At 58.7% G+C, this 19,343-nt stretch carries 19 protein-coding genes; 10 read left to right on the top strand and 9 right to left on the bottom strand.

Annotated features, from left to right (window positions below):
• Positions 1-35: 35 nt before the first annotated feature.
• A complete protein-coding gene (locus tag NW843_RS11255) occupies positions 36-494 on the top strand; it encodes a molybdenum cofactor biosynthesis protein MoaE (RefSeq protein WP_414330989.1) in 459 nt (152 codons plus the stop codon).
• Positions 495-500: 6 nt separating this feature from the next.
• Here the strand turns inward: NW843_RS11255 and NW843_RS11250 are convergent, their stop codons facing one another.
• Both NW843_RS11250 and NW843_RS11245 read right to left on the bottom strand, forming a co-directional pair.
• A complete protein-coding gene (locus NW843_RS11250; protein WP_414384440.1) occupies positions 501-1,433 on the bottom strand; it encodes a bifunctional riboflavin kinase/FAD synthetase in 933 nt (310 codons plus the stop codon).
• Between the two features lie 33 nt (positions 1,434-1,466).
• Positions 1,467-1,952, bottom strand: a complete 486-nt coding sequence (locus NW843_RS11245; protein WP_414390435.1) for a CGLD27 family protein — start codon at positions 1,950-1,952, stop codon at positions 1,467-1,469.
• 178 nt (positions 1,953-2,130) lie between these two features.
• On the opposite strand from NW843_RS11245, the gene NW843_RS11240 reads away from it, so the two are divergent.
• Positions 2,131-3,147 carry an FHA domain-containing protein gene (locus NW843_RS11240; RefSeq protein ID WP_414522977.1) on the top strand — a complete coding sequence of 339 codons (1,017 nt, stop codon included), beginning with the start codon at positions 2,131-2,133 and terminating at the stop codon, positions 3,145-3,147.
• Between the two features lie 149 nt (positions 3,148-3,296).
• Positions 3,297-3,734 carry an oxalurate catabolism protein HpxZ gene (gene hpxZ, locus NW843_RS11235; RefSeq protein ID WP_414332295.1) on the top strand — a complete coding sequence of 146 codons (438 nt, stop codon included), beginning with the start codon at positions 3,297-3,299 and terminating at the stop codon, positions 3,732-3,734.
• Here hpxZ and NW843_RS11230 read toward each other — a convergent pair.
• A complete protein-coding gene (locus tag NW843_RS11230) occupies positions 3,686-4,798 on the bottom strand; it encodes an ATP-dependent 6-phosphofructokinase (RefSeq protein ID WP_414332294.1) in 1,113 nt (370 codons plus the stop codon). The two genes, hpxZ and NW843_RS11230, sit on opposite strands and share 49 nt — an antisense overlap.
• Positions 4,799-5,289: 491 nt before the next feature.
• On the opposite strand from NW843_RS11230, the gene NW843_RS11225 reads away from it, so the two are divergent.
• Positions 5,290-5,649: a pentapeptide repeat-containing protein gene (locus NW843_RS11225; protein ID WP_414355752.1), complete on the top strand. Its 360-nt coding sequence runs from the start codon at positions 5,290-5,292 to the stop codon at positions 5,647-5,649.
• 29 nt (positions 5,650-5,678) lie between these two features.
• On the opposite strand, the gene coaD is transcribed toward NW843_RS11225, so the two are convergent.
• The 4 genes from coaD to bchB form a co-directional block, all read right to left on the bottom strand.
• Positions 5,679-6,158, bottom strand: coding sequence for a pantetheine-phosphate adenylyltransferase (coaD, locus tag NW843_RS11220; protein WP_414522976.1), 480 nt, complete (start codon positions 6,156-6,158; stop codon positions 5,679-5,681).
• 20 nt (positions 6,159-6,178) lie between these two features.
• On the bottom strand, positions 6,179-6,514 hold the full coding sequence (gene cutA / locus NW843_RS11215) for a divalent-cation tolerance protein CutA (protein WP_011433775.1): 336 nt from the start codon (positions 6,512-6,514) through the stop codon (positions 6,179-6,181).
• 61 nt (positions 6,515-6,575) lie between these two features.
• Entirely contained in the window at positions 6,576-7,580 is a 1,005-nt protein-coding gene (galE, locus tag NW843_RS11210; protein WP_414522978.1) for a UDP-glucose 4-epimerase GalE, read from the bottom strand.
• A gap of 56 nt (positions 7,581-7,636) precedes the next feature.
• Entirely contained in the window at positions 7,637-9,169 is a 1,533-nt protein-coding gene (gene bchB, locus NW843_RS11205; protein WP_414522975.1) for a ferredoxin:protochlorophyllide reductase (ATP-dependent) subunit B, read from the bottom strand.
• Between the two features lie 660 nt (positions 9,170-9,829).
• Between bchB and NW843_RS11200 the strand changes: the two genes are divergently transcribed.
• Positions 9,830-10,132 carry a Mo-dependent nitrogenase C-terminal domain-containing protein gene (locus tag NW843_RS11200; protein ID WP_414424574.1) on the top strand — a complete coding sequence of 101 codons (303 nt, stop codon included), beginning with the start codon at positions 9,830-9,832 and terminating at the stop codon, positions 10,130-10,132.
• Between the two features lie 80 nt (positions 10,133-10,212).
• Here the strand turns inward: NW843_RS11200 and NW843_RS11195 are convergent, their stop codons facing one another.
• The gene (locus tag NW843_RS11195; protein ID WP_414522974.1) at positions 10,213-15,045 is read right to left on the bottom strand and encodes a translocation/assembly module TamB domain-containing protein; all 4,833 of its coding nucleotides are present in this window, start codon (positions 15,043-15,045) and stop codon (positions 10,213-10,215) included.
• Between the two features lie 296 nt (positions 15,046-15,341).
• Here NW843_RS11195 and NW843_RS11190 point away from each other — a divergent pair, with 296 nt between their 5' ends.
• From NW843_RS11190 to NW843_RS11170, 5 genes are all read left to right on the top strand, one after another.
• Positions 15,342-15,755 carry an STAS domain-containing protein gene (locus NW843_RS11190; protein WP_414329363.1) on the top strand — a complete coding sequence of 138 codons (414 nt, stop codon included), beginning with the start codon at positions 15,342-15,344 and terminating at the stop codon, positions 15,753-15,755.
• An 8-nt stretch (positions 15,756-15,763) separates the two neighbouring features.
• On the top strand, positions 15,764-16,519 hold the full coding sequence (locus NW843_RS11185; RefSeq protein WP_414408902.1) for a precorrin-2 C(20)-methyltransferase: 756 nt from the start codon (positions 15,764-15,766) through the stop codon (positions 16,517-16,519).
• 825 nt (positions 16,520-17,344) lie between these two features.
• On the top strand, positions 17,345-17,503 hold the full coding sequence (locus tag NW843_RS11180; protein ID WP_414329361.1) for a hypothetical protein: 159 nt from the start codon (positions 17,345-17,347) through the stop codon (positions 17,501-17,503).
• 316 nt (positions 17,504-17,819) lie between these two features.
• Positions 17,820-18,278, top strand: coding sequence for a GNAT family N-acetyltransferase (locus tag NW843_RS11175; protein WP_414344496.1), 459 nt, complete (start codon positions 17,820-17,822; stop codon positions 18,276-18,278).
• A gap of 179 nt (positions 18,279-18,457) precedes the next feature.
• Positions 18,458-18,979, top strand: coding sequence for a peroxiredoxin (locus tag NW843_RS11170; RefSeq protein ID WP_011433766.1), 522 nt, complete (start codon positions 18,458-18,460; stop codon positions 18,977-18,979).
• A 4-nt stretch (positions 18,980-18,983) separates the two neighbouring features.
• Here NW843_RS11170 and NW843_RS11165 read toward each other — a convergent pair whose 3' ends face one another.
• The gene (locus NW843_RS11165) at positions 18,984-19,169 is read right to left on the bottom strand and encodes a hypothetical protein (RefSeq protein ID WP_011433765.1); all 186 of its coding nucleotides are present in this window, start codon (positions 19,167-19,169) and stop codon (positions 18,984-18,986) included.
• Between the last annotated feature and the right edge of the window lie 174 nt (positions 19,170-19,343).

Genomic DNA, 19,343 nt, shown 5'->3' with positions numbered 1-19,343 from the left:
TTTCAGTATAGTTGAGCTTATTATTGACTAGAGTCATGCTCCTGACCGTCCTGAAGACTTCCTTCCAGATTACCCTGGCTCCCCTGTCCATCGACCGTGTCCACCAAGAGGCCTCCCATCCGGGCAATGGGGCCGTGGTGGTGATGAGCGGTACCGTTCGAGACAACACCAATGGCCGCCCTGTCGATTACCTGGAATACCAAGCCTACGAGCCCATGGCTCTGAAGGTCTTCGCCGATATTGCCCGACAAATTCAGCAGCGCTGGCCAGATGCCAACAGTGTGGTCATCCACCACCGCATCGGCAAGCTGCGCATTGGCGAGATCAGCGTCTTGGTGGCGGTAGGCACCCCCCATAGGGCCGAAGGGTTTGCCGCCTGCCAATTTGCCATCGACACCCTCAAGCACAACGCCCCCATCTGGAAAAAAGAATACTGGCGAGATGGCACCAGCGCCTGGGTGAGCCTTGGCGCTTGCGAGCTCTCTTCGGCATAGATCCCCCTACACCATACCCACTTGCTCAGCCAAACCCAATTGCTGGCGGGCTGTTTGGCAATCTTGCTGAATTTGCTGAATCAAATCTGCCACCGTGGGAAATCTCCGCTCTGGGCGGATAAAGCCCCGTAGCGCCACCCGCACCTCTTGCCCGTAGAGATCTCCTGTCCAATCCAATAGATGCACCTCGACGGTGTGCTGTAAACCGGCAAACGTGGGCCGATGGCCAATGTTCATCACCCCAGGTAGAGCTGCCGCAGCAGCAGGCACATCCACCCAAACGCTGTACACCCCATCGCGGGGCAAAAACTTCTCCGGAGGCAAGCGGAGGTTGGCGGTGGGAAAGCCCAGTTGTCGGCCCCGCTGATCCCCTTGCACCACCTCTCCCATCAGACGATAGGGGCGACCCAAGAGCGCTTCGGCGGTGGACACCTCCCCAGTCGCCAAGGCAGCTCGAATGCGAGAGCTGCTCACCCGTTCCCCGTTCAGTTTCGCCTCCGGGATCACCTCCACCGGAATGCAGCGCTCGGATCCCCAAGCCTGGAGCGTTTGGGCGTTGCCGGAGCGACGGTGACCAAAGCAAAAATCCCAACCGACGCTGAGATGGCGAACGCGCAGGCCCTGTTCAAGTACCGTTTGGATAAACTCTTGGGGGGGCTGGCAGGCAAATGCAGGGGTGAAGGGGAGCAGTACCACCTGCTCAAAGCCCATTTGCGCCAACAGATCCAGCTTTTCGGCAGGGGGAGTGAGCAACAGCTGAGGCCGCCTCGTCAAGACTTCCTGGGGATGGGGATGAAAGGTAAGGACAGTACGTACCCCCTGAAGAGAATCTCGAATCGGCTGCAGCACCTTCTGATGGCCCAGATGCAAGCCATCGAAGTTCCCGATGGCCACAGCGGTGGGTCGCAAGGTTTGAGCCAGATCAGAAGTGATGTGCACTGTCCGGGATCCTAAAAACAGCCAACCAACTGCCTACCCCAGAGGCCACAGCAGGGCCACCAACCCACTCAAGCCCACTACGCCCCACAAGCTCCGTCGCAGGCGCTGCAACACAGGATCAATCTGATACCTGACAATCAGCCGATGCTGAGCCAGCTCCTCTTCTGACTTGGCATACATCGCCCCATCGTACCAGCCACTTTCTTCATAGGGAATCTGGGCTTGTACCAAGCGCCGCCGCACATAAGCCCATCCCAAGTAGAGATGGAGCAACACCAGGCCGAGCAAGACATTGGCCCCCAGCACCGACCCAGAGACAAAGTGGCCCCAATCTCCGGCAAAGCTGCTCCAAACCAGCGGGGAAACCGCCAGCACAACAGCTCCCCAAACCCCAAAGATTCGTTTTAAGTAAGGGATCCACCCCAAAGCAGGCCAGGAAAAAGGAAAGGCTTCCCTTAGCTCTGCATATTGCCGGAGCGGCTGTTGCTCAGCGGGAATGGGATGGAAGGGATCCAGCATACGCCTTAACGTATCTACACAAAATGATACCGGTCGGGTCGGCCCCCCGCCAAGCCCATCCTCAGACCTCCATCTCCCAGCAGAGGCGGCTCAGAAATCGAGCCCGGATACCCCCCATCAACCGAAGGCAAGCGGGGTATCGTATTAAAGTGTGGTCGCGTCTAGAATTCATCTCATCATGAGCGTCACGAGCGAATCTGCCGCCACTGCCGCACCCTACGTGATCTTAAAAGAGCCGGATGGCAGCCAGAGGAAACACATTCTCTCGGGAGCGACCGCTTGGACCCTAGGCCGCGATGAAGACAACGCCATCGTCTTGAGCGATCCCAGCGTTTCGCGCCAACATGCCCTGCTGCAATACCTCGACAACAACAGCATCTATCTCATTGATCTGGGCAGCCGCAACGGCTCGTTTGTCAACAATCGCCGCGTCAGCATTCCCACCCTGCTGCAGGATGGGGATCACCTCACCCTTGGACAATCCCAGCTGGAGTTCCACAGCGGATCCCTGGCCAGCTCGGAACCCAGCCCTGCGGCCAAACCTTCGGACACCCTGGTTTTACAAACCCGCTGGCTGATCTCGGTGGCGGTGGTGGATGTGCGAGGTTACGGACAACTGACTCAACAACTGGACGAGCGCCTGCTTTCCCAGGTGATGGGCGATTGGTTCCGGCGGGGTGGGGATATCATTCAGCAGTACGGGGGCACTGTCGATAAATACATTGGCGATGCGATTATGGCCGTTTGGTTCCATGTGCCCCAAGCCAACACTGCTTCTCTGGGCACGGAAGTGCCGGGAATTCACCTCGATGTGAAGTCGGTTTTGCAGGCCATAGCGAAGCTGTTTCAAATGACCGAGCAGCTGAACGGTGAGTTTCCGCTGCCTTCTCCCATTCGTCTGGGGGCAGGGGTCAACACAGGCTCGGCAATCGTGCGCCAGGTGGGCAACAACACCCGCCAAGAATATACGGCTCTGGGAGATACGGTGAATTTGGCCTTTCGCATCGAGAGCGCTACCCGCACCCTCAACGCCGACCTGGCGATCAGCCAGGACACCTATACCTGCTTGGCCAAACAGCTGGGGCAGGCAGCCGCCTGCTTCTCCCATCAGGCTGTGGAGCTGAAGGGGTATGCCCACCGCCATCAGGTGTACTACTGCGATGTGCGGTCTTTGCAAGCCGTTCTCAGCCCCTAGACTTGGATCCGACTACCCGGAGATGTCTTGCCGCTGTCTGCTGTCTGACAGAGCAAGGTGGGGGATCCCGCTGTTCTTTTAGAACCTCCTGCTGCTCCTTGAGCCGATAAGATGGCAAGGCCCATTTCGACTGCACAAGAGCCTGGCCCATGACTCTGGTCAATCGCCCCGAGGTGGTGGCAGAGCTAACCGAACTCTACCATCAGTACGAAGCTGCCCTGACGAGCAATGATGTGCCCACCCTGAACCGCCTGTTTTGGGATGGCCCCCAGGTGGTGCGCTTTGGTGTGGGGGAAAATCTCTACGGGGGAGACGAGATCAAGGCTTTTCGCCAACGGCGTCCTCCCACGAATTTGGCCCGCGAGATGCTGCGTTTGCAGGTAGTCACCTTTGGGGCGGATTGCGGCTCGGTCACCTTAGAGTTTCGCCGTCCGGTGAACGGGATCCCTCGCTTGGGCCGCCAAAGCCAGATGGGGTACAGGTTCCCCGATATCGGCTGGAAGATTGTCTCTGCCCACGTGTCGTTTTTGCCGGAAGATCAGGGGGAAATGCTGCGCAAAAGCTGCGGATCCACCTCGCCCACATAGGTATTCAAGCCAATGGCTGTGGCGATCAAAGCCCCGTCCACCTCCACCCGCCGATACTGGGAGATGGCCTCTGCCAGGGGTACATCCACCACCCGCCGATTTTGCCAGGCCACCATGCGGTCGTATTTGCCTTGGGCGATCAAGTCCACAGCAGCCACCCCAAAGGCTGCTCCCAGCAGGCGATCCAGAGGAGAAGGCGTACCTCCCCGCTGCAGGTGGCCCAAAACCATAACCCGGGTTTCGATGCCGGTGCGCAGGGCGATCTCATTGCCGATGTAATGGCCAATGCCGCCGTAGAGAGACTGCCCCAGGCTGTTGGTGTGGGTCACCGGCTCCCCCGACTCGGTGCGAACCGCCTCTGCCACCACCACAATGCTGAAGTTATTGCCTCGCTCTTTGCGGTCGCGGATTCTTTTGCAGACATTCTCCAGCTTGTAGGGAATTTCCGGGATCAAAATCACATGCGCCCCCCCGGCAATGCCAGCGCTGATGGCAATGTGGCCAGCATCCCGCCCCATCACCTCCATGACCATGACTCGGCTGTGGCTGATGGCCGTGTAGGTGAGCTGATCTAGGGCTTCCACAGCCACGCTCAGAGCTGTGTTGAACCCCACCGAATACTCGGTGGCACCGACATCGTTGTCGATGGTCTTGGGGATCCCGACAAAGTTCCAATCCCCCTGCAGGGCCAGTTGCCGGAGAATGGCCAAGCTGCCATCCCCACCCACCCCAATGAGGGCATCCAACCCAAGCCGGTGGTAGCCGGTGATCACCTCTGCCGAGCGATCCACCAAGCTGCCATCGGGCATAGGGTAGGCGAAGGGGTTGCCTTTGTTCACGGTACCCAAGATGGTGCCGCCGTAGCGCAAAATGCCGGAAACCCGCTTCACATCCAGCAGCTCCGCCTCCACCGGTCGAGCCATGAGCCCTGCCGTCGCATCTTTGATGCCATAAACTTCCATGTCGTAGTCGCGGGCCCGCCGCACCACCGCTCGAATCACGGCGTTGAGGCCGCCACAATCGCCGCCGCTGGTGAGGATCCCGATTCGCTTACGTTTGGGCATAGAGCTCTAGTTAAAGAAAGGTGAACATCCTGAACAGAGATAAGGGTCTATATCGCTTGCAGAGAATCCCTACTCAATCGCAAACTACGGATGTGATCCAGTCGATCATTATCCCAATTATCTTGGTTCAATCAGCTCTGGAGAAACACCTTCTGGTTGGGGGAGTGCTGAAAAAGAAGAAATTGAGGGATCCATACAACCCAGCAAGATCAGGTCAGCTTGCGCTCCCGGTGGGGCTTGGAGTTGGCGATCAAGCCCAGCCGTTAAGCATCCTTCACAAAAAGGATTAAGAAACATTGCTGCACAAGCTGCCGATTGGGAAAGCCTTCGATATCTCTGAGGATAGATCTTTTCAATCAAAAAGACTTGGGGGCAACGATCCACTCAAAAACTGAAATCATTTGTTAAGCAGGGATGATCAAAACCCGGCCAACCCGATGATAGGGATGAGGATAGAAATAAGGCATCCAGTCTGATTTGGGAGCAGTACCATGACTCAAACCATTGCCCAGTGTGCTCTACAAGGGGCCTCAGAGTTGCTCAGCCGCTACCGGCAGGGAGAGCGCCATTTTCCCCAGTCCTGCTTGGAGTATGCCTTCTTGAGGGGGGCCGATCTGCGAGGGGCCAATCTCGAGGGATCCGATTTGCATGGGGCCAACCTGCGCTACGCCAACCTGCGGGGCAGCAATCTGGCAAAGGCCGACCTGCGCTGTGCCGACCTGCGCTATGCCGACCTTGAGGGAGCCTGCTTGGAAGGGGCCAATTTGAGGGGATCCCTCTACAATCACAGCACCTGCTTCCCGGTGGGGTTTGATCCGGTGACGGCAGGGATGCAGCCCTTTGAATTTTGATTGGGGAAGGAGAGGGGATCCCTGAGCCCTCAGGCCGAGGGAAAGCGCTCCCGCAAATCTCGAATCACCGGAGCGGGCACCAGATGATCGATGGGGCCGCCCAACTTGGCGACCTCCTTCACCAGGCTGCTGCTGACAAAACTGTGCTCGCTGGCAGTGGCAAGGAACAAGGTTTCCAGTTCGGGAGCCAGCAGCTTGTTGGTGTGGGCCATTTGCAGCTCCACATCGAAGTCCGACAAAACTCGCAAGCCGCGCACGATCACCTTTGCCCCCCGTTGACGGGCGTAGGCCACCGTCAGACCTGAAAACGTATCAACTTCAACATTTTTGAGATGGGCTGTGGACAGGCTAATCTGGGCCTGCCGCTGCTCGGGGCTGAACAGAGGGGTTTTGTTGGGGTTTTTCAAGACGGCGACAATCACCTTAGAAAAGAGACGACTGGCCCGCTCGATAACATCGAGATGTCCAAGGGTAATGGGGTCAAAGCTGCCGGGGTAGAGGGCGATCATGGCCAACCTCGTGCTATTCCTCACCCTACCTGGTCTCGGGCCCAAGCCAAATAGGTTGTGCTCACTTGAGTGGCTGCCAGAGCCAGGATCTCGGGCTCAGCGTAGGGGTGCAGCTCTCGCAGCCGTTGTTCCAGGCGGGGGTAGGCAGTTGCGGGCAATTTGAGCAGGATGAGGAACTCGGCATCGGTCTGCAGGGATCCCTGCCAACGATAGTAGGACGTGATCCCGGGCAAGACCTGGGCACAGGCCACATAACGTTCGGCCACCAGGGTATGGGCCAAGCGATGGGCCTCGGCTTCGGATCCCACTGTGGTCATGACAACCGCGAGGGTATCGGGTGTGGTCTTATCGTCCATGCGGGGCAGTGGTTAACCAAGCGGTTCCTCCCTATCCTATCGCCCGCCAAGTTAGACGCTCCTAGCTCAACGGGGGCCTAGATTTGCCGAAATAGGGTCGCTTCTGGTGCCAGCGCCAGGCAGTTTGAATGATCTCGGCCAGGTCGGTGTAGAGAGGTTTCCAGTTGAGATCGCGAAGGATGGCGCCGGCATCGCCCACCAAGCGCGGGGGATCCCCAGGTCGACGTGCTCCCATTTGCACCGGGATCCGCTTTCCGGTCACGGCTGCTGCGGTGGCAATGACCTCTTTGACGGAAAAGCCTTGGCCATTGCCCAGGTTGTAGGCTGGTTGTATGGGCCGGCCAGAGGCCAGCGCTTCTACCGCCAACACGTGGGCTTGAGCCAGGTCGGTGACGTGAATGTAGTCGCGGATACAGGTGCCATCGGGGGTATCGTAGTCATCTCCAAAAACCGTGATGTGAGGACGTTGGCCGCCGGCGGCCTCCAACACCAAGGGGATCAGGTGGGTTTCCGGGTCATGGGCCTCCCCAATTTCACCATCGGGATCGGCTCCGGCGGCATTGAAGTAGCGCAGGCTAATGGATCGGATCCCGTGGGCAACCTGGAAATCTTGCAAGATCTGCTCCACCATTAGCTTGCTCTGGCCGTAGGGGTTGATGGGACGTTGCGGATGACTTTCGGGAATGGGAATCCGCTCTGGCACCCCGTAAGTGGCACAGGTGCTGGAGAACACCAGGTAAGGGATCCCGTGATCTCGCATGGCCTCCAGCAAACTCAGGGATCCGGCCACATTGTTGCGGTAGTATTTGCCGGGATCCTTGACCGACTCGCCCACATAGGCATAGGCGGCAAAGTGAATCACCCCTTCTGGGCGATAGTGCTGGATGACTTGATCAAGCCGCTGGCGGTCGGCGAGATCCCCAATCTCCAACGGCCCCCAGCGAACTGCCCAGGGGTGCCCGTAAACCAAGTTGTCGTAAGTGATGGGCAGATGGCCAGAGGCCGCCAGAGCTTTGCAGGTGTGGCTGCCGATGTAGCCCGCCCCGCCGGTAACCAGGAGACGCATAGGCAAACGTCAGATGGAAGATCCCACCCAGGGTAAAGGTTGTCAACGGGATCCCTTCAAGCTCCAAAAGCTTCTTTGGCGGCGTACATGACCTCCACACTGATCTCGGTCAAGCCTCGTTCGCGGGCAAATTTTTCGGTGTTGCGTTTAACCTTGCCGCGCACAAAGCCGGGCACCTTGTTCAGCTCCGCCTGGGCTTCCCGCGTCCAGATGAGGTCGGAATCGGCGCTCAGGCTCTTGTGAATCACCTCCTTGGTGTCGTGGCCACCGAAGATCTCCAACAGGTGATCTTCCATGCCCAGGGTAAAGGAGTTGTAGATCAAGTCCACAATTTGGTTGGCGCCCTCGTAGCCCAAAAAGGGCCGGTAGCCGATAGGGAAATCCTGCACGTGGATGGGGGCCGAGATGACCCCACAAGGGATCCGCAGCCGTTTGCCCACATGCCGCTCCATCTGGGTGCCGAAAATCGCAGCAGGTTCCGCCTGGGCAATCGCATCCGCCACGCGGGTGTGATCCTCCGTCATCAAGATCTGATCGCAATACCCTCCCACCTCTGCCTGGAACCACTCCCCATCGTAGGTGCAATAGCTGCCCGCCCACACCACGTGGATCCCCATCTCGCGGGCCAGGATTTTGGTGATGGCCGCCGCGTGGGTGGAATCCCCGAAGACCACCGCTTTTTTGCCGGTTAGGTTTTGGCAGTCGATGGAGCGGGAAAACCAGGCCGCTTGGGAAATGTGCAGGGTTTGCTCCTGGATGTAGGCTTCATAATCGACAGGGATCCCTTGCTCGTTTAGGATCTGCTGGATCTGGCGGATGAAGCGAGCCGTTTCCACCACCCCCATCGGGGTGATCTCAATGTAAGGCATGCCGAATTCCTGCTGCAGATAGCGAGCTGTCATCGGCCCCAGCTCCCGGTAGGGCACCACATTAAACCAAGCCCGCCCCAGGTGTTTGAGATCGTGGACACTGGCCCCTTGCGGGATCACCAGGTTGAGCTGGATCCCCAGATCCCGCAGCAGCACCTTCAGCTCCCGCAGATCATGGGCATTGTGAAACCCTAGGGTGGAAATGCCAAGGATGTTACAGGAAGGCCGCTCCGTCTTTTGGGGCAGGCCGTCTAACTCCCCGCTTTTGCGAGCTTTGGTGATGTAGAACTCCACAATCTGCTGCAGGGTGCGATCCGCTGCCTGCAATTCGTTAACCCGGTAGTGGTTGACATCTGCCAGCATTACGTCGCAGCGACTGGCCAACTGGGCCTGCCGGACAAAGTGATGCAGATCTTCCTGCAAAATGCTAGAGGTGCAGGTGGGGGTGACGACGATCAGATCCGGCTGCTCCTCGCCGTCTTTGCGGACGATGTTGCGAATCACCTTTTCGTCGGATCCCCGCGCCAACACCTGCCGGTCAACGACGCTGGTGGTTACCGGAGTAAAATCCCGCTCTCGCTCCAACATGGAACGCATCACGTTGAAATAGTCGTCTCCCAGAGGAGCGTGCATGATGCTGTGAACGTTTTTGAAGGAGCTGGCCACCCGCAGCGTGCCGATATGGGCAGGGCCAGCGTACATCCAATAGGCCAATTTCATGGGCAGCCTCTCATCAAATAAAATAAAGACAAGGACAAGATCGGTGATCCCAATCCACCGCCGGATGCGCACCCGCTGGGAATCTCTCCTGGCATTGTAGAACGCTCAGCAGCCGGCATCCCTTGGCTGTTATCCTCCGTAACTCCCAACCGAGACGCTCCCAAGCCAAACTCGATCAAAAGAAAAACAACCCTGCCAAGGCAAGTGTGATTACGGGGATCCCTCTACTCTGCCCAAAGGGCTTGTTCCATCCTAGAAATAGGAGCGATGGATACCCATCTGGCTCCAGAGCCCAAGCTGAGGAACTTCAGGGATCCTGACAGGGAATCGGCTGGTGGACAAGAGCAGAGGAGTTTTTGTATTTTTCGTTACATGTTAACTTTTGGAGACAAAACATGTAGCTCTACAACGTTGAGCAGAGATTCTTGTTTACAGAAGCAAGCTTTCCGTTAGAGAAGGCAGACTAACAGAGGGAAGAGAGATGGCTAATGTTTCCCTGAATACAAGCTCGACACAGAGAATTGTCGATGGCTAGTAATTTTGCGCGCCGTAACCGACCAAAGGCTGCTGCTTCTTCAAAGGTTGAGGTGAAAGCTTATGGGTTCCACAACGATTTCTTGGCAACGTGCTCGCAAAGCTCCTCAGGAGCTGCCTGGTTCCATGACTTCTGTGCTTTTCAAGTCCACGGGTCGCCTGCGCGACTGGTTGCAGGCTCCGTTGCGTCCCATCCAATCGGCTATCGATAACTTCAGCATCCGCGATCCACGCTTGGCCCATTTCCTTTGCCAGTGGATCCCGGCCCGCTGCCCCTTTGAGCGAGATGTGGTGCTGTTTGGCCATAAGGTGATGCACATTCCGCCCATGTGTAAGCTCAACCCCCTCTACGACCAGGTGGCAGGGCTGCGCTTCCGGGCCTTGTCGTTTTTGGCGGAGCGAGGAGAAGACATTAGCCGTTACCTGTAAGGCAGCTTTTTCCACTAAATCTTTTTTCAAGGGATCCCTGGCCATCCAAAGCCTGCTGCCAAACTCCGGAGCGGATCCCATTAGAAGCGGGTCTCAAACTCGATGGAAATGACATTGTTGCCCTCGAGGTCGGTGCTGGCGCGGGTGAGGGTTTGCTCGTTGAGGCGGTAGCGGGCGCTGTAGCGGGTGGGCTGAAAGGGATCCGTTAGGTTGCGCTGCACCGAGATGGAAGTGGCTGGCCCCAGATCGCGGGCCACCTCCAGCGCTAGCCCTATCGAGGAGCGGTTGGCAGCGCGGGTATCGACCTGGGGGACGGGGCTAATGCGCACCTCGTCTAGGCCCAGGGTGTCCCGCAGCGTGTCCAGCACATCGTTGAGCAAGGCAGTTCCGGCTAGGCCGGCCACTCCGGCTTCGGGGTTGAGGCGGGCCAGAGCTGTGCCTCCCAGGAGGGCGACGATCTCTTCGGGGGAGCGGCTGGGGCTGCTGGAAAGGGCCAGAACCCCGTTGCGGGGATCCGCCTCAGCCAGCTGGCTGGCCCGCCCGTTGACCGTGGCGAAAATCTCGATGCTCTGCTGGGATCCCGGCAGGTTGCGGTTGGTGTCAAAGGGGGAGAGCTCTTGGGGAAAGCGATAGACCTCGATGGCCTGGGTCATCAAGCGCAGGTTCAGGAAGGGATCGAAGGGGTTGTCTAGGTCAAAAGTGGCGGTATTGGAGCGGGAGCGATCCAGGCGAAAGTTGGCAAGGGGCAGGTTGACGCGGCCTCGCTCTAGGGCAATGGTGCCTGCCGGGCGCAGATCCTGGGGAGTGCCAAACAGGCGCAAGGTGCCGGCAGCATTGAATTCAAACAGATTGGGACGCTGCACGCGGATCCCTGGCCCCAAGACCAGCTCCAGTCCGTTGAGCCGCGGCTGCCAGAAGGGATCCGGCGAAGTCGAGCCGGCGGCAGCTGTTGCGGCCTCAGGTTCTGCCCGGCGGGGGCTGACATCCACGATCCCTTGAGAAACCTCCAGCCGCCCCTCGAGCAAAGGTTGCAGAAGCAGCCCTCTGACAGCCACCTCGCCGTCCAGATGGCCAGTGTAGAGGTTGGGCAGGTTGAGCTGGATCCCTTGGAGTTGCAGAGTTAAGGGTGGCGAGGTTTCGTCCATCTGCAGGGCACCGCGAGAGTTGACGGGCAAAAAGCCTTCAGCCAAAAGGGATCCACCCCCCAACTGTCCCCGCAGCTCCTGGACTTGCAGCTGATTGAGGTTAAAGGCGATCTGGCCTGTGAGGTCGGTAATGGGCTCCGGCAGGGCTGCCAGCTTGAGGATCCCCGAGTTGACGCTCAAGTTCCCCTGCAGGCTGGGCTCTCGCAAGGTGCCGCGGATGGCCAGCTCCAGTTGGCTTTGGCCGCCTTCCCAGCGCACCTGGTCGGTGAAGAGGTTGATCAGGCGCAGACCGCCATGCTTGGCTTGCAGGGTGAGGTCGATCTGGTCGGATTCGGCCCGCACCTCGGCAAAGGGCAGGGTGTAGGGCACCAGGCCAAAGAGGCGAATGGGTTCGTCACCATTGGCCAGCAGGGCGCCGTCCAGGCGCAGCTGCCCCCGCTGGTAGTCAAATTGTCCTCCCACCTCCCGCAGCGGCACCTGGTTGATCTGGGCGTTGACCACTGTCAGGGATCCGCGGGCATGGGGATCCCGCAGGTTGCCGGCCAGCTCCACGTCCAGGTTGAGATCCCCCTGCAGCTCCAGCTCCTCTGGCAGGAAGCGGTCCAGCAAAGCCAGAGGCAATCCTTGGATTTGCAAGGATCCCGACTGTTCCTCTAGGCCCAGCTTGCCCACAAAAAGGGCTTGACGTTCGCCACTGCGCAACCGCAGCGGCTCCAACACCACTGCATCTCCAGCCAGGCTGCCCCTGGCAGTAAGGCTTTCGATGCCAAACTCCTCTGCCTGCCAATTCTGGCCCTCAAGGTAAAAGCTGACGCTAGGCCGGTTGAGGCTGCCGACCAGGCTAACGCTGGCTTGGAATTCCCCTCGCAGACTTGTGGGCGGCGGGAAAGTGCTCCGCACCGCTGATGCGAACAGCGGATCCATGCGGCTGGCCAGAGTCTCCAGGTGGGCGGCCAGGATCTGGGCATAGTACTCCAGCTGCTCCAGGAGAGGATGGTTGGGCAAACCAACCGGGTCGGTCTTTAACGCCGAGGCAGGGCCCAAGGGGGGCAATTGGAAACCCCGGGTGGTGAGGTCGCGCCACTGCCGCCACTTGAAGGCGGAGATGATATCTTCTAGCCGACCTTGATGGGTGCTGATCTCTAGGTTAATTTGAGGAACGGAAACCTCTGGAGTAGACTCCAAACCGCCCTGGAGGGGATCCGCCGGCAGCTCCAGGGTGCCGCTAGCGGTGTAGGTGCTCTCAAACAAATCCAGTTGAGCTTGGGCGATCTCTAGGCGAGGAGAACCATTACCAGCGTGGTAGTCGAAATCCACCGAAAAGCCCCGTACTTCGATCCCTCCCAACTGCAGATCCGCCACCGCAGCCCGTCCTTGGGCGGCGCCGCTTGCCAGGTCAACTGCCACCTCCCCCTCGAGGGTTCCCTGCAGACTGGCCCACGGCCCGGCAGCCACCCCCCCCAGCAAAGCCAGAGGCAACTGGTTCACTGCCACCTGGAGCTCCTCTTGCCGGCGTTGGCCGCGAATTTCCGCCTCGCCCCGCTGCACCTGAAACTGCAAAGGCTGAAACTGGGGATCCAACTGCAGCGCCAGTCGATCCCGCTTCCCCCGCAGATCCACTTCCGTCTCCTGAACAGACCCCTGAAAGGGCCCGGCCAAGTCTTCAAAGGCCACATCTCCCACCTGCAAGCCCCGCAACTGCGCCTTGCCAGTCACCTGCAAGGTGTCCAGAGGTCCGCGGATCTGGCCGGATCCCTGCAGCACTCCTTTCACCAGCGGCGGCAGGCCGGGTACTTCTGCCAGCGCAATCCCGTCGGTGGTAAAGCTCAGATCCAGGGATCCCACCTGCAGCGTCTGGGGATCCAAGGGGATCTGCCCTTCGACCCTGGCCAGGCGAGTGCCACCTGCCAACACCTCCGCCTCCTGGATATGCAGTCCAGATCCCTCCCAAGTCACCTGGCCGCGGATGCCCTCAACCCACTGCCGTCCCCTCGATCCCAAAGGCTGCAACAAAGCCAGCGACCCTTGCGCCCGCAGCGCCCCCAAAAAGCCCAGCTCCGACACCTCAGCCGTGTTCACCTGCGCCGTGAGGGCTCCTGAGAGGGATCCCGTCCATTGGGGGTTAAAGAGAGCCAGCGGCACATTCTGGGGGCTCACCTGGGCTTGCACTTGCCCTCCTGCCCACCGCCCCGCCACCTGCGCCTGCCCTCCTTCTACAGCCAAGACTGCCTGAGGCACCTCCACCACCCAACCGTCAGCCTCTGGCAAGAGCTGGAGCTGCCCTCTTCCGGCGATCTCTCCCCCTTGGGTTGCCCAGGTGGCCTCTACCTGAGGTTGGGATCCCGTCAGCGCCACCTGCACTTGAGCGGAAACCGGCCCCACCCAAGGAAGAGCGCCCCGGCGGGGCAGGTTGAGGCCGTAAAGGGCCAGCACCTGCTCCACGTCGGCTCCGCTGACTTGAAGATCGAACTGGCCTGCCAAGCCGGCAGCCCATTGCAGCTGGCCGGAGCCTTGGATGCGACCCCCTGCAGTCTTGAGGTCAATTGCTTCCAAGGCCAAGGTTTGATCCGCAAAGCGGAAGCCAAAGGCATACTCCGACACCGGCAGGCGATCCACCTGCCCCGGCGAAAGCCCCCGCAACTGTCCCCGGATCTGCGGCTGATCCAAGGCTCCGGTGACCGCTACGGATCCCCCTACCACCCCCTCCACCGCCACCGGCAGGCCAAAGGCAAACGTCTCTTGGATCTGCTGCAGGCGGGCCGGCGCTACTTCCGCCTGCAAACCAAACCCCTGTCCTTGCTCCCAGACCACCGGGCCTTTTAGCTCGGCAAAGGAAAGCTGACCAAAGCGACCGCTCACCCCCTCCAGCTCCAACCCCTGCAAGGTAAAGCGAACGGAGCCCTTCACCTCTTCAAAAGGATGGGGCAACCTCTCCAGATCCAGCCGAGCCTGTTGAACCTGGGCCTGCCCCGTCAACTCCAGCGGTTGATCCCGCCGCCAGAGCACCTGGAGATCCAAGCCAGTTTCCCCCTGCACCTCCGCAAAAGGGGCCGCCGGCACCACACTGGGCAAGAGATCCAAAGGCAGACGAGCCGCAGAAAGCGTCACCGAACCGGAAGCCTGGGCAAAATCCGCCACCCCCCTGAGCTGCAGGGGGTACCCCCCCTCCCCCTCCCGAGGGAGCAACCGTGCCGTCGCCTGGAAACTGGCCCGCCCCCCGAAAAGATCCTCCTCTCCTGGCGGGGCATTGTGAGTCAGCCACACCTGCACCTGGCCCTGCAGCCGATCAAACTGGCGTCGCTCCCCCACCAAAGGGATGGCCGTCAGGGATCCCTGGCGCAAACGGATGTTCAGCCCATGCAAGGGCAGGGATCCCTCCCCTTCGGGCAGTTGAAACTGCACATCCGCCCAGCCGCGATCCAGCGTTTCCATCAGCAGCAGTTGCGGCTGGTTTAGGGTAACATTCAGCACCCACTGACCCGTCTGCAGCCAAGTCCAGAAATCAGGGCTGAGGTCGATGGAGCCGATACTGGCCAGATGTTCAACGCGGCTTTCTCCCAAGCTCACCTGCCAGGGGGCCAGAAACCTCACCTCCCCCAATTCCACGCGCCGGCGCATCGCTTGCGAGAGGGTTGCTTCCACCTGCGGCAGCACGTGATCTTGAAGGTAGATCCCTGTTCCCCAGGCGGCACCAAAGGCGGCAGCCGTCAAGCCCAAACCCACCCCAGCTAGAGTGATGGGGGAAAGGTTGAATCGTTGCTGCTGCATCTTTGGATCTTGGTGATCCTCTCCCAACCGCCTACCCCTTAAAAACCTGACAGGCTCCCAAAAGCCATTCGTGCACTGCGGGCCGACCTTGCCGGCACAGTTGCCCCCATCCTACCCAAGGACTCCTGGCTTGCCACGAGGGAACAGAAAGAAGAGATCCCTGCTCCCAGGCGTAATTCCCCCGAAGACCCCGCGGAAAAATACCGTCTCCCGCGGAGAACGGGGATGCTAAGCTATCTCCACACCCGAGATTGAACCCACCCTGGGGCCTCTCTCAGGTGTTCCCTTCTGTCGAGATGGTTGAAAGGAGAAGAGCCATTCCGGAACCCCTATCTCTGACGGTCAGCTTGCGCGGCAGCCGCGAGGCGCTGGAAAACTGCCAGGTCTTTCACCTGACTGGCCTTCTGGATGCCTTTTCCGAGCCGGTCTTTGTTAAGGTGGTCACCAAGTATTTAGAAGAGGGATCCCCTAACCTCATCTTGGATTTGACAGGGATCGACTTCATCGACAGCTCTGGCGTCGGCGCCCTGGTGCAATTGGCCAAGCTGGTGCAGAGCCGTGCGGGTGTCTTTCAGGTGGTGAGCAACCCCCGCATTACCCAAACGGTGAAACTGGTGCGCCTGGAGAAGTTCCTATCTTTGCGCAACTCCTTGCAGGAAGCCTTGGATCGCCTGAAGGAAGGAAGTACGGGCAGTACAGAGACCGCCTGATACACAGTATGGGTCTGGGAACCTTTTGGGGGATCAGTGCTGGAGCAGGGGATCCCGACTGGATAACGGTCAAAGCAGCCCGCATCCTCAGCACGGTCAACTGGGTGGCCTGTCCCCAAAATGCCGCCGGCCAGCCGGGCCTGGCCTATCAGATTGTGCGCCCTTGGCTGCGACCGGAACAAACCCTCTTGCCGCTTCGCCTGCCCTTTGTCACCCAGCCGGAAGTCCTGCAAGCTGCCTGGCGAGTGGCTGCCCAGCAACTAGCCCCACTCCTAGAAAGGGGAGAAGATGTCGCCTTCATCTGTGAGGGAGACGTGGGCCTCTACAGCACCTTCGCCTACGTGGCCCAAGCCCTGCGGCAGCGGATCCCCGCCTTGCCCATCCAGGCCATACCGGGGGTGTGCTCTCCCTTAGCCGCTGCTGCTGCCCTGGGATCCCCCTTGGTGCTCGGCTCCGAGAAATTGGCGATTTTACCGGCTCTGTTTGCCCTCTCGGAACTGGAGCAGGCTTGTGCCTGGGCTGAGGTAGTCGTCCTCATGAAAGTGGCCTCTGTCTACCCTCAGGTTTGGCAGTGGCTGGCCGAAAGAGGTTGGCTGCAACAAGCCAGCTTGGTGGTCTGGGCCGGCTGGCCCCAGCAAACCCTCTTCCCCACCCTGGAAGGACTGGCCGACTACCGGCCCCCCTACTTTTCCCTCTTGATCCTGCGCTCTCGGCCCCGGAATAAAGATTCTCTTAACCCAGAAAACGGGCTGCGGCTGGATTGAGTTTTCTAGGATAGGGAATGAGTTTTTTCCGGCGATTCAGCCCGAAGCAGGGGTTGGTCGGTATTTTTTTGCGTGTGTTTCCATTGAGCTTAAGTCCCGTACCGAGCCAGCTTGTTTCCCCAAAAAATCAGGTGTCCTGTGACGGAAAGAGGCTGAGGAATCCGAATCCAGAATGCTGGGATCCCTCATTGACCTGAACCAAAAAGAGATGAAAAGACCAAGTTAAAGGAATGATCCAGCCTGTTAAGAATGGTTGCCGCCCTTGGTGGAGAGATCGGCTATAGGTTAGATTATGAATGTAGTGATTCAGGCGAGGAGGATAATATCTCATCCCCATCCCAAACGCGAGGCACCGCTTCTCGATTGAATCAAATCCAAAACTCAAGTCCAAAATTCTCTGTCGGTCAACGCTTTGATCCAAGCTTCCGATCCGTTGCTTCGGCAGACTCTCCTGAGAAGTGGTTGTCTCGCTCAGCAGAGCACCTGGTACCTACGACAGGTTTTCCTCAAAGCAGAACAAGGGAGTTAGGCAGATAGCAGTTGGGCTTGCTGCACAAGCCACTGGGAAAGTGAGAGAGCGCTCTAGGTGTTCCTCAAATAATCCTCAAATAAAAGTGGTTTTGCCAGATCAACAAGCTCAGCCGGCTATTTTGAGTCTCCATTCATGAGCGAGTCAGGGTGGGAAAATCGGTGATCAGGTTCAGGTGCTCTCAACCTGCAAGCTCTGCGAGTCGGAACCAGCGCTCAGTGGGACAAGGACTGCGGGCTTTAGCAATTCGAGGTTCTCTCAGTTCATAGTTTCACTCTCACTTTCAGGAGGTTGCTATGTTTACCTTTCTCTCAAAGATTGCTAGAGCAATTATCCGCATATTTGCTCCTGCCAAGTCCGATCTGGTGGAAGTGGGTTACCAGCCCATCACGGATGATATCTATCGCATCAACGGCTCAGCCTGCCATTTTAGCGATCTGGAGATCTCATCGTAAACCTCAGAGTCGGATTCTGGTGTCGGAGCGGCCACTGGCGCTGGCCTAGAAATTGGAAAAAAAGCTACAAGTTAAGACAACTGAATAAGTCTTAGTTAAGTCTTGGATGCGGTTAGTCCGCGTCGGCAGGGGTGGTTTTCCTCCCTGTGGCCAAGTTCTACCGGTTCAGTGGTGGCTTCCCGTGGGGGTCACCACTTATTGTTTTGTTGTTTGCAAGTTGTTTGGGAAAATAAGGAGAATGCTTGCGGTTGCCCTATCTCAACCTGTGTTGCCTTCCCCCGTAGTTTACCCAGCTACATCGAATGATCTGGATCCCTTGGCCGAAGTTCTAGCCCAGGTTTTTCATCCCCCCTCAGGTCTGCAACGCTGGATCTACCCAATTCGCAAGCTGGGCATTCGCGAAGAGTTGCGCCTCAGGCTGGCCGCAAGGGATCCCCACTACTGCTGTCTGGCAGCTGCGGTGGGATCCGAAGTGGTGGGCACTGCCGAGATCTCTTTGCGGGTCACAGCCCACGGGAAGTATCCCTACCTCTCCAACTTGGCGGTGCTACCCGGCTGGCGGCGGCGAGGAATTGCTCGTCTGCTTTTGCTCAGTGCTGAAGGGGTGGCGAAAGGGTGGGGCTACCGCTGTTTGCATCTGCACGTATTGGAAGACAATCTCCCCGCGCGGCAACTGTACGCTCAACTGCGCTATACCCCCATCGAACGCACCTCTCAACTCTGGCGATGGTTGGGGATCCCTCCGCAGCTTTTGCTCTGCAAGTGGTTACCTTGAATTGGCAAAGGAATTGGCAAAGCGGCAACATTGAGCTGGCAGAGTGGAGATGCTTCCCACCCCGCTGGCTTGCTTCTGCGCAGTGAGGCGAGTTCCTGGACTCATATAAAGTTATGTAAACTAGAGATGGGTTCTAGAGAGGTCTCGGAGGGGCAGTGAGGGAATTGGGCAGGGTTTTCATGGGATTGGTTGTGGGCCTGCTTGTGGGCTTTGGGATGACTCAGCCTGCCTGGGCCCAGTGGGGAACTACTCCTCTCCCGCCAATAGGTTCTCCGGCACCGGAGTTCGCATTGCCGGATCAATCCGGGCAAATACGGCGGCTGGCGGATTTTCGGGGGGAGTGGGTGGTGTTGTATTTTTACCCCCGCGACTTCACTTCCGGCTGTACGATTGAGGCCCGCCGCTTTCAGCAAGATTTGCCCAAGTTCCGGGCCATGGGGGCACAGGTTGTGGGCGTGAGCGCTGACTCGGTGGACTCTCACAGGCGCTTTTGCTCGGCAGAGGGGCTACAGTTTCCTTTGCTGTCGGATCCCGACGGCACGGTCAGTCGAGCCTACGGATCCTGGATGGGCGATGTTGCCCTGCGCAATACGTTCTTGATCGACCCCGAGGGAATTTTGCGAGAAATCGACCCAATTGTAAACCCCAGCCGCCACAGCGCTGAGGTTCTGGCCCAGTTGCAGCAGCTTATCAGGAACTAGCCCTCTAGCTTTCCGGGCCAAAAGTCTGCTCAAACTCGTGGAGCAACTCGTCGATCTCCTCCAGCGCTTGGTTGACATCCACGCGCAAGCTGCCCAAGTCTGGCTTTTCCAACAGCTTGGCTACCGCTGGCCGGCGTTCGCGGATTAGCTTGATGCGCTCTTTCAAGGCGGCAATTTCGGCGGCGTCCATAGCTTCAGAGACCTAATTGACTCTCCTAGCTTATCGCTTCCGCTGGGGGAGTGTCGCCTGCTGGGATCCCTTTCTGAACCACCGAGAGCCAATCATAATAGAGCTGCGCAACCTGGCACTCAACCCCGCTTCAGAGCATGACTCTAGTCAATAATAAGCTCAACTATACTGAAA

Origin of the sequence: Synechococcus sp. R5-12 (genome assembly GCF_047502655.1) — a bacterium.
GTDB lineage: Bacteria > Cyanobacteriota > Cyanobacteriia > Thermostichales > Thermostichaceae > Thermostichus.
Note: the sequence above shows the minus strand (reverse complement) of the source record. Positions and strands in the feature narration are given on the sequence as shown.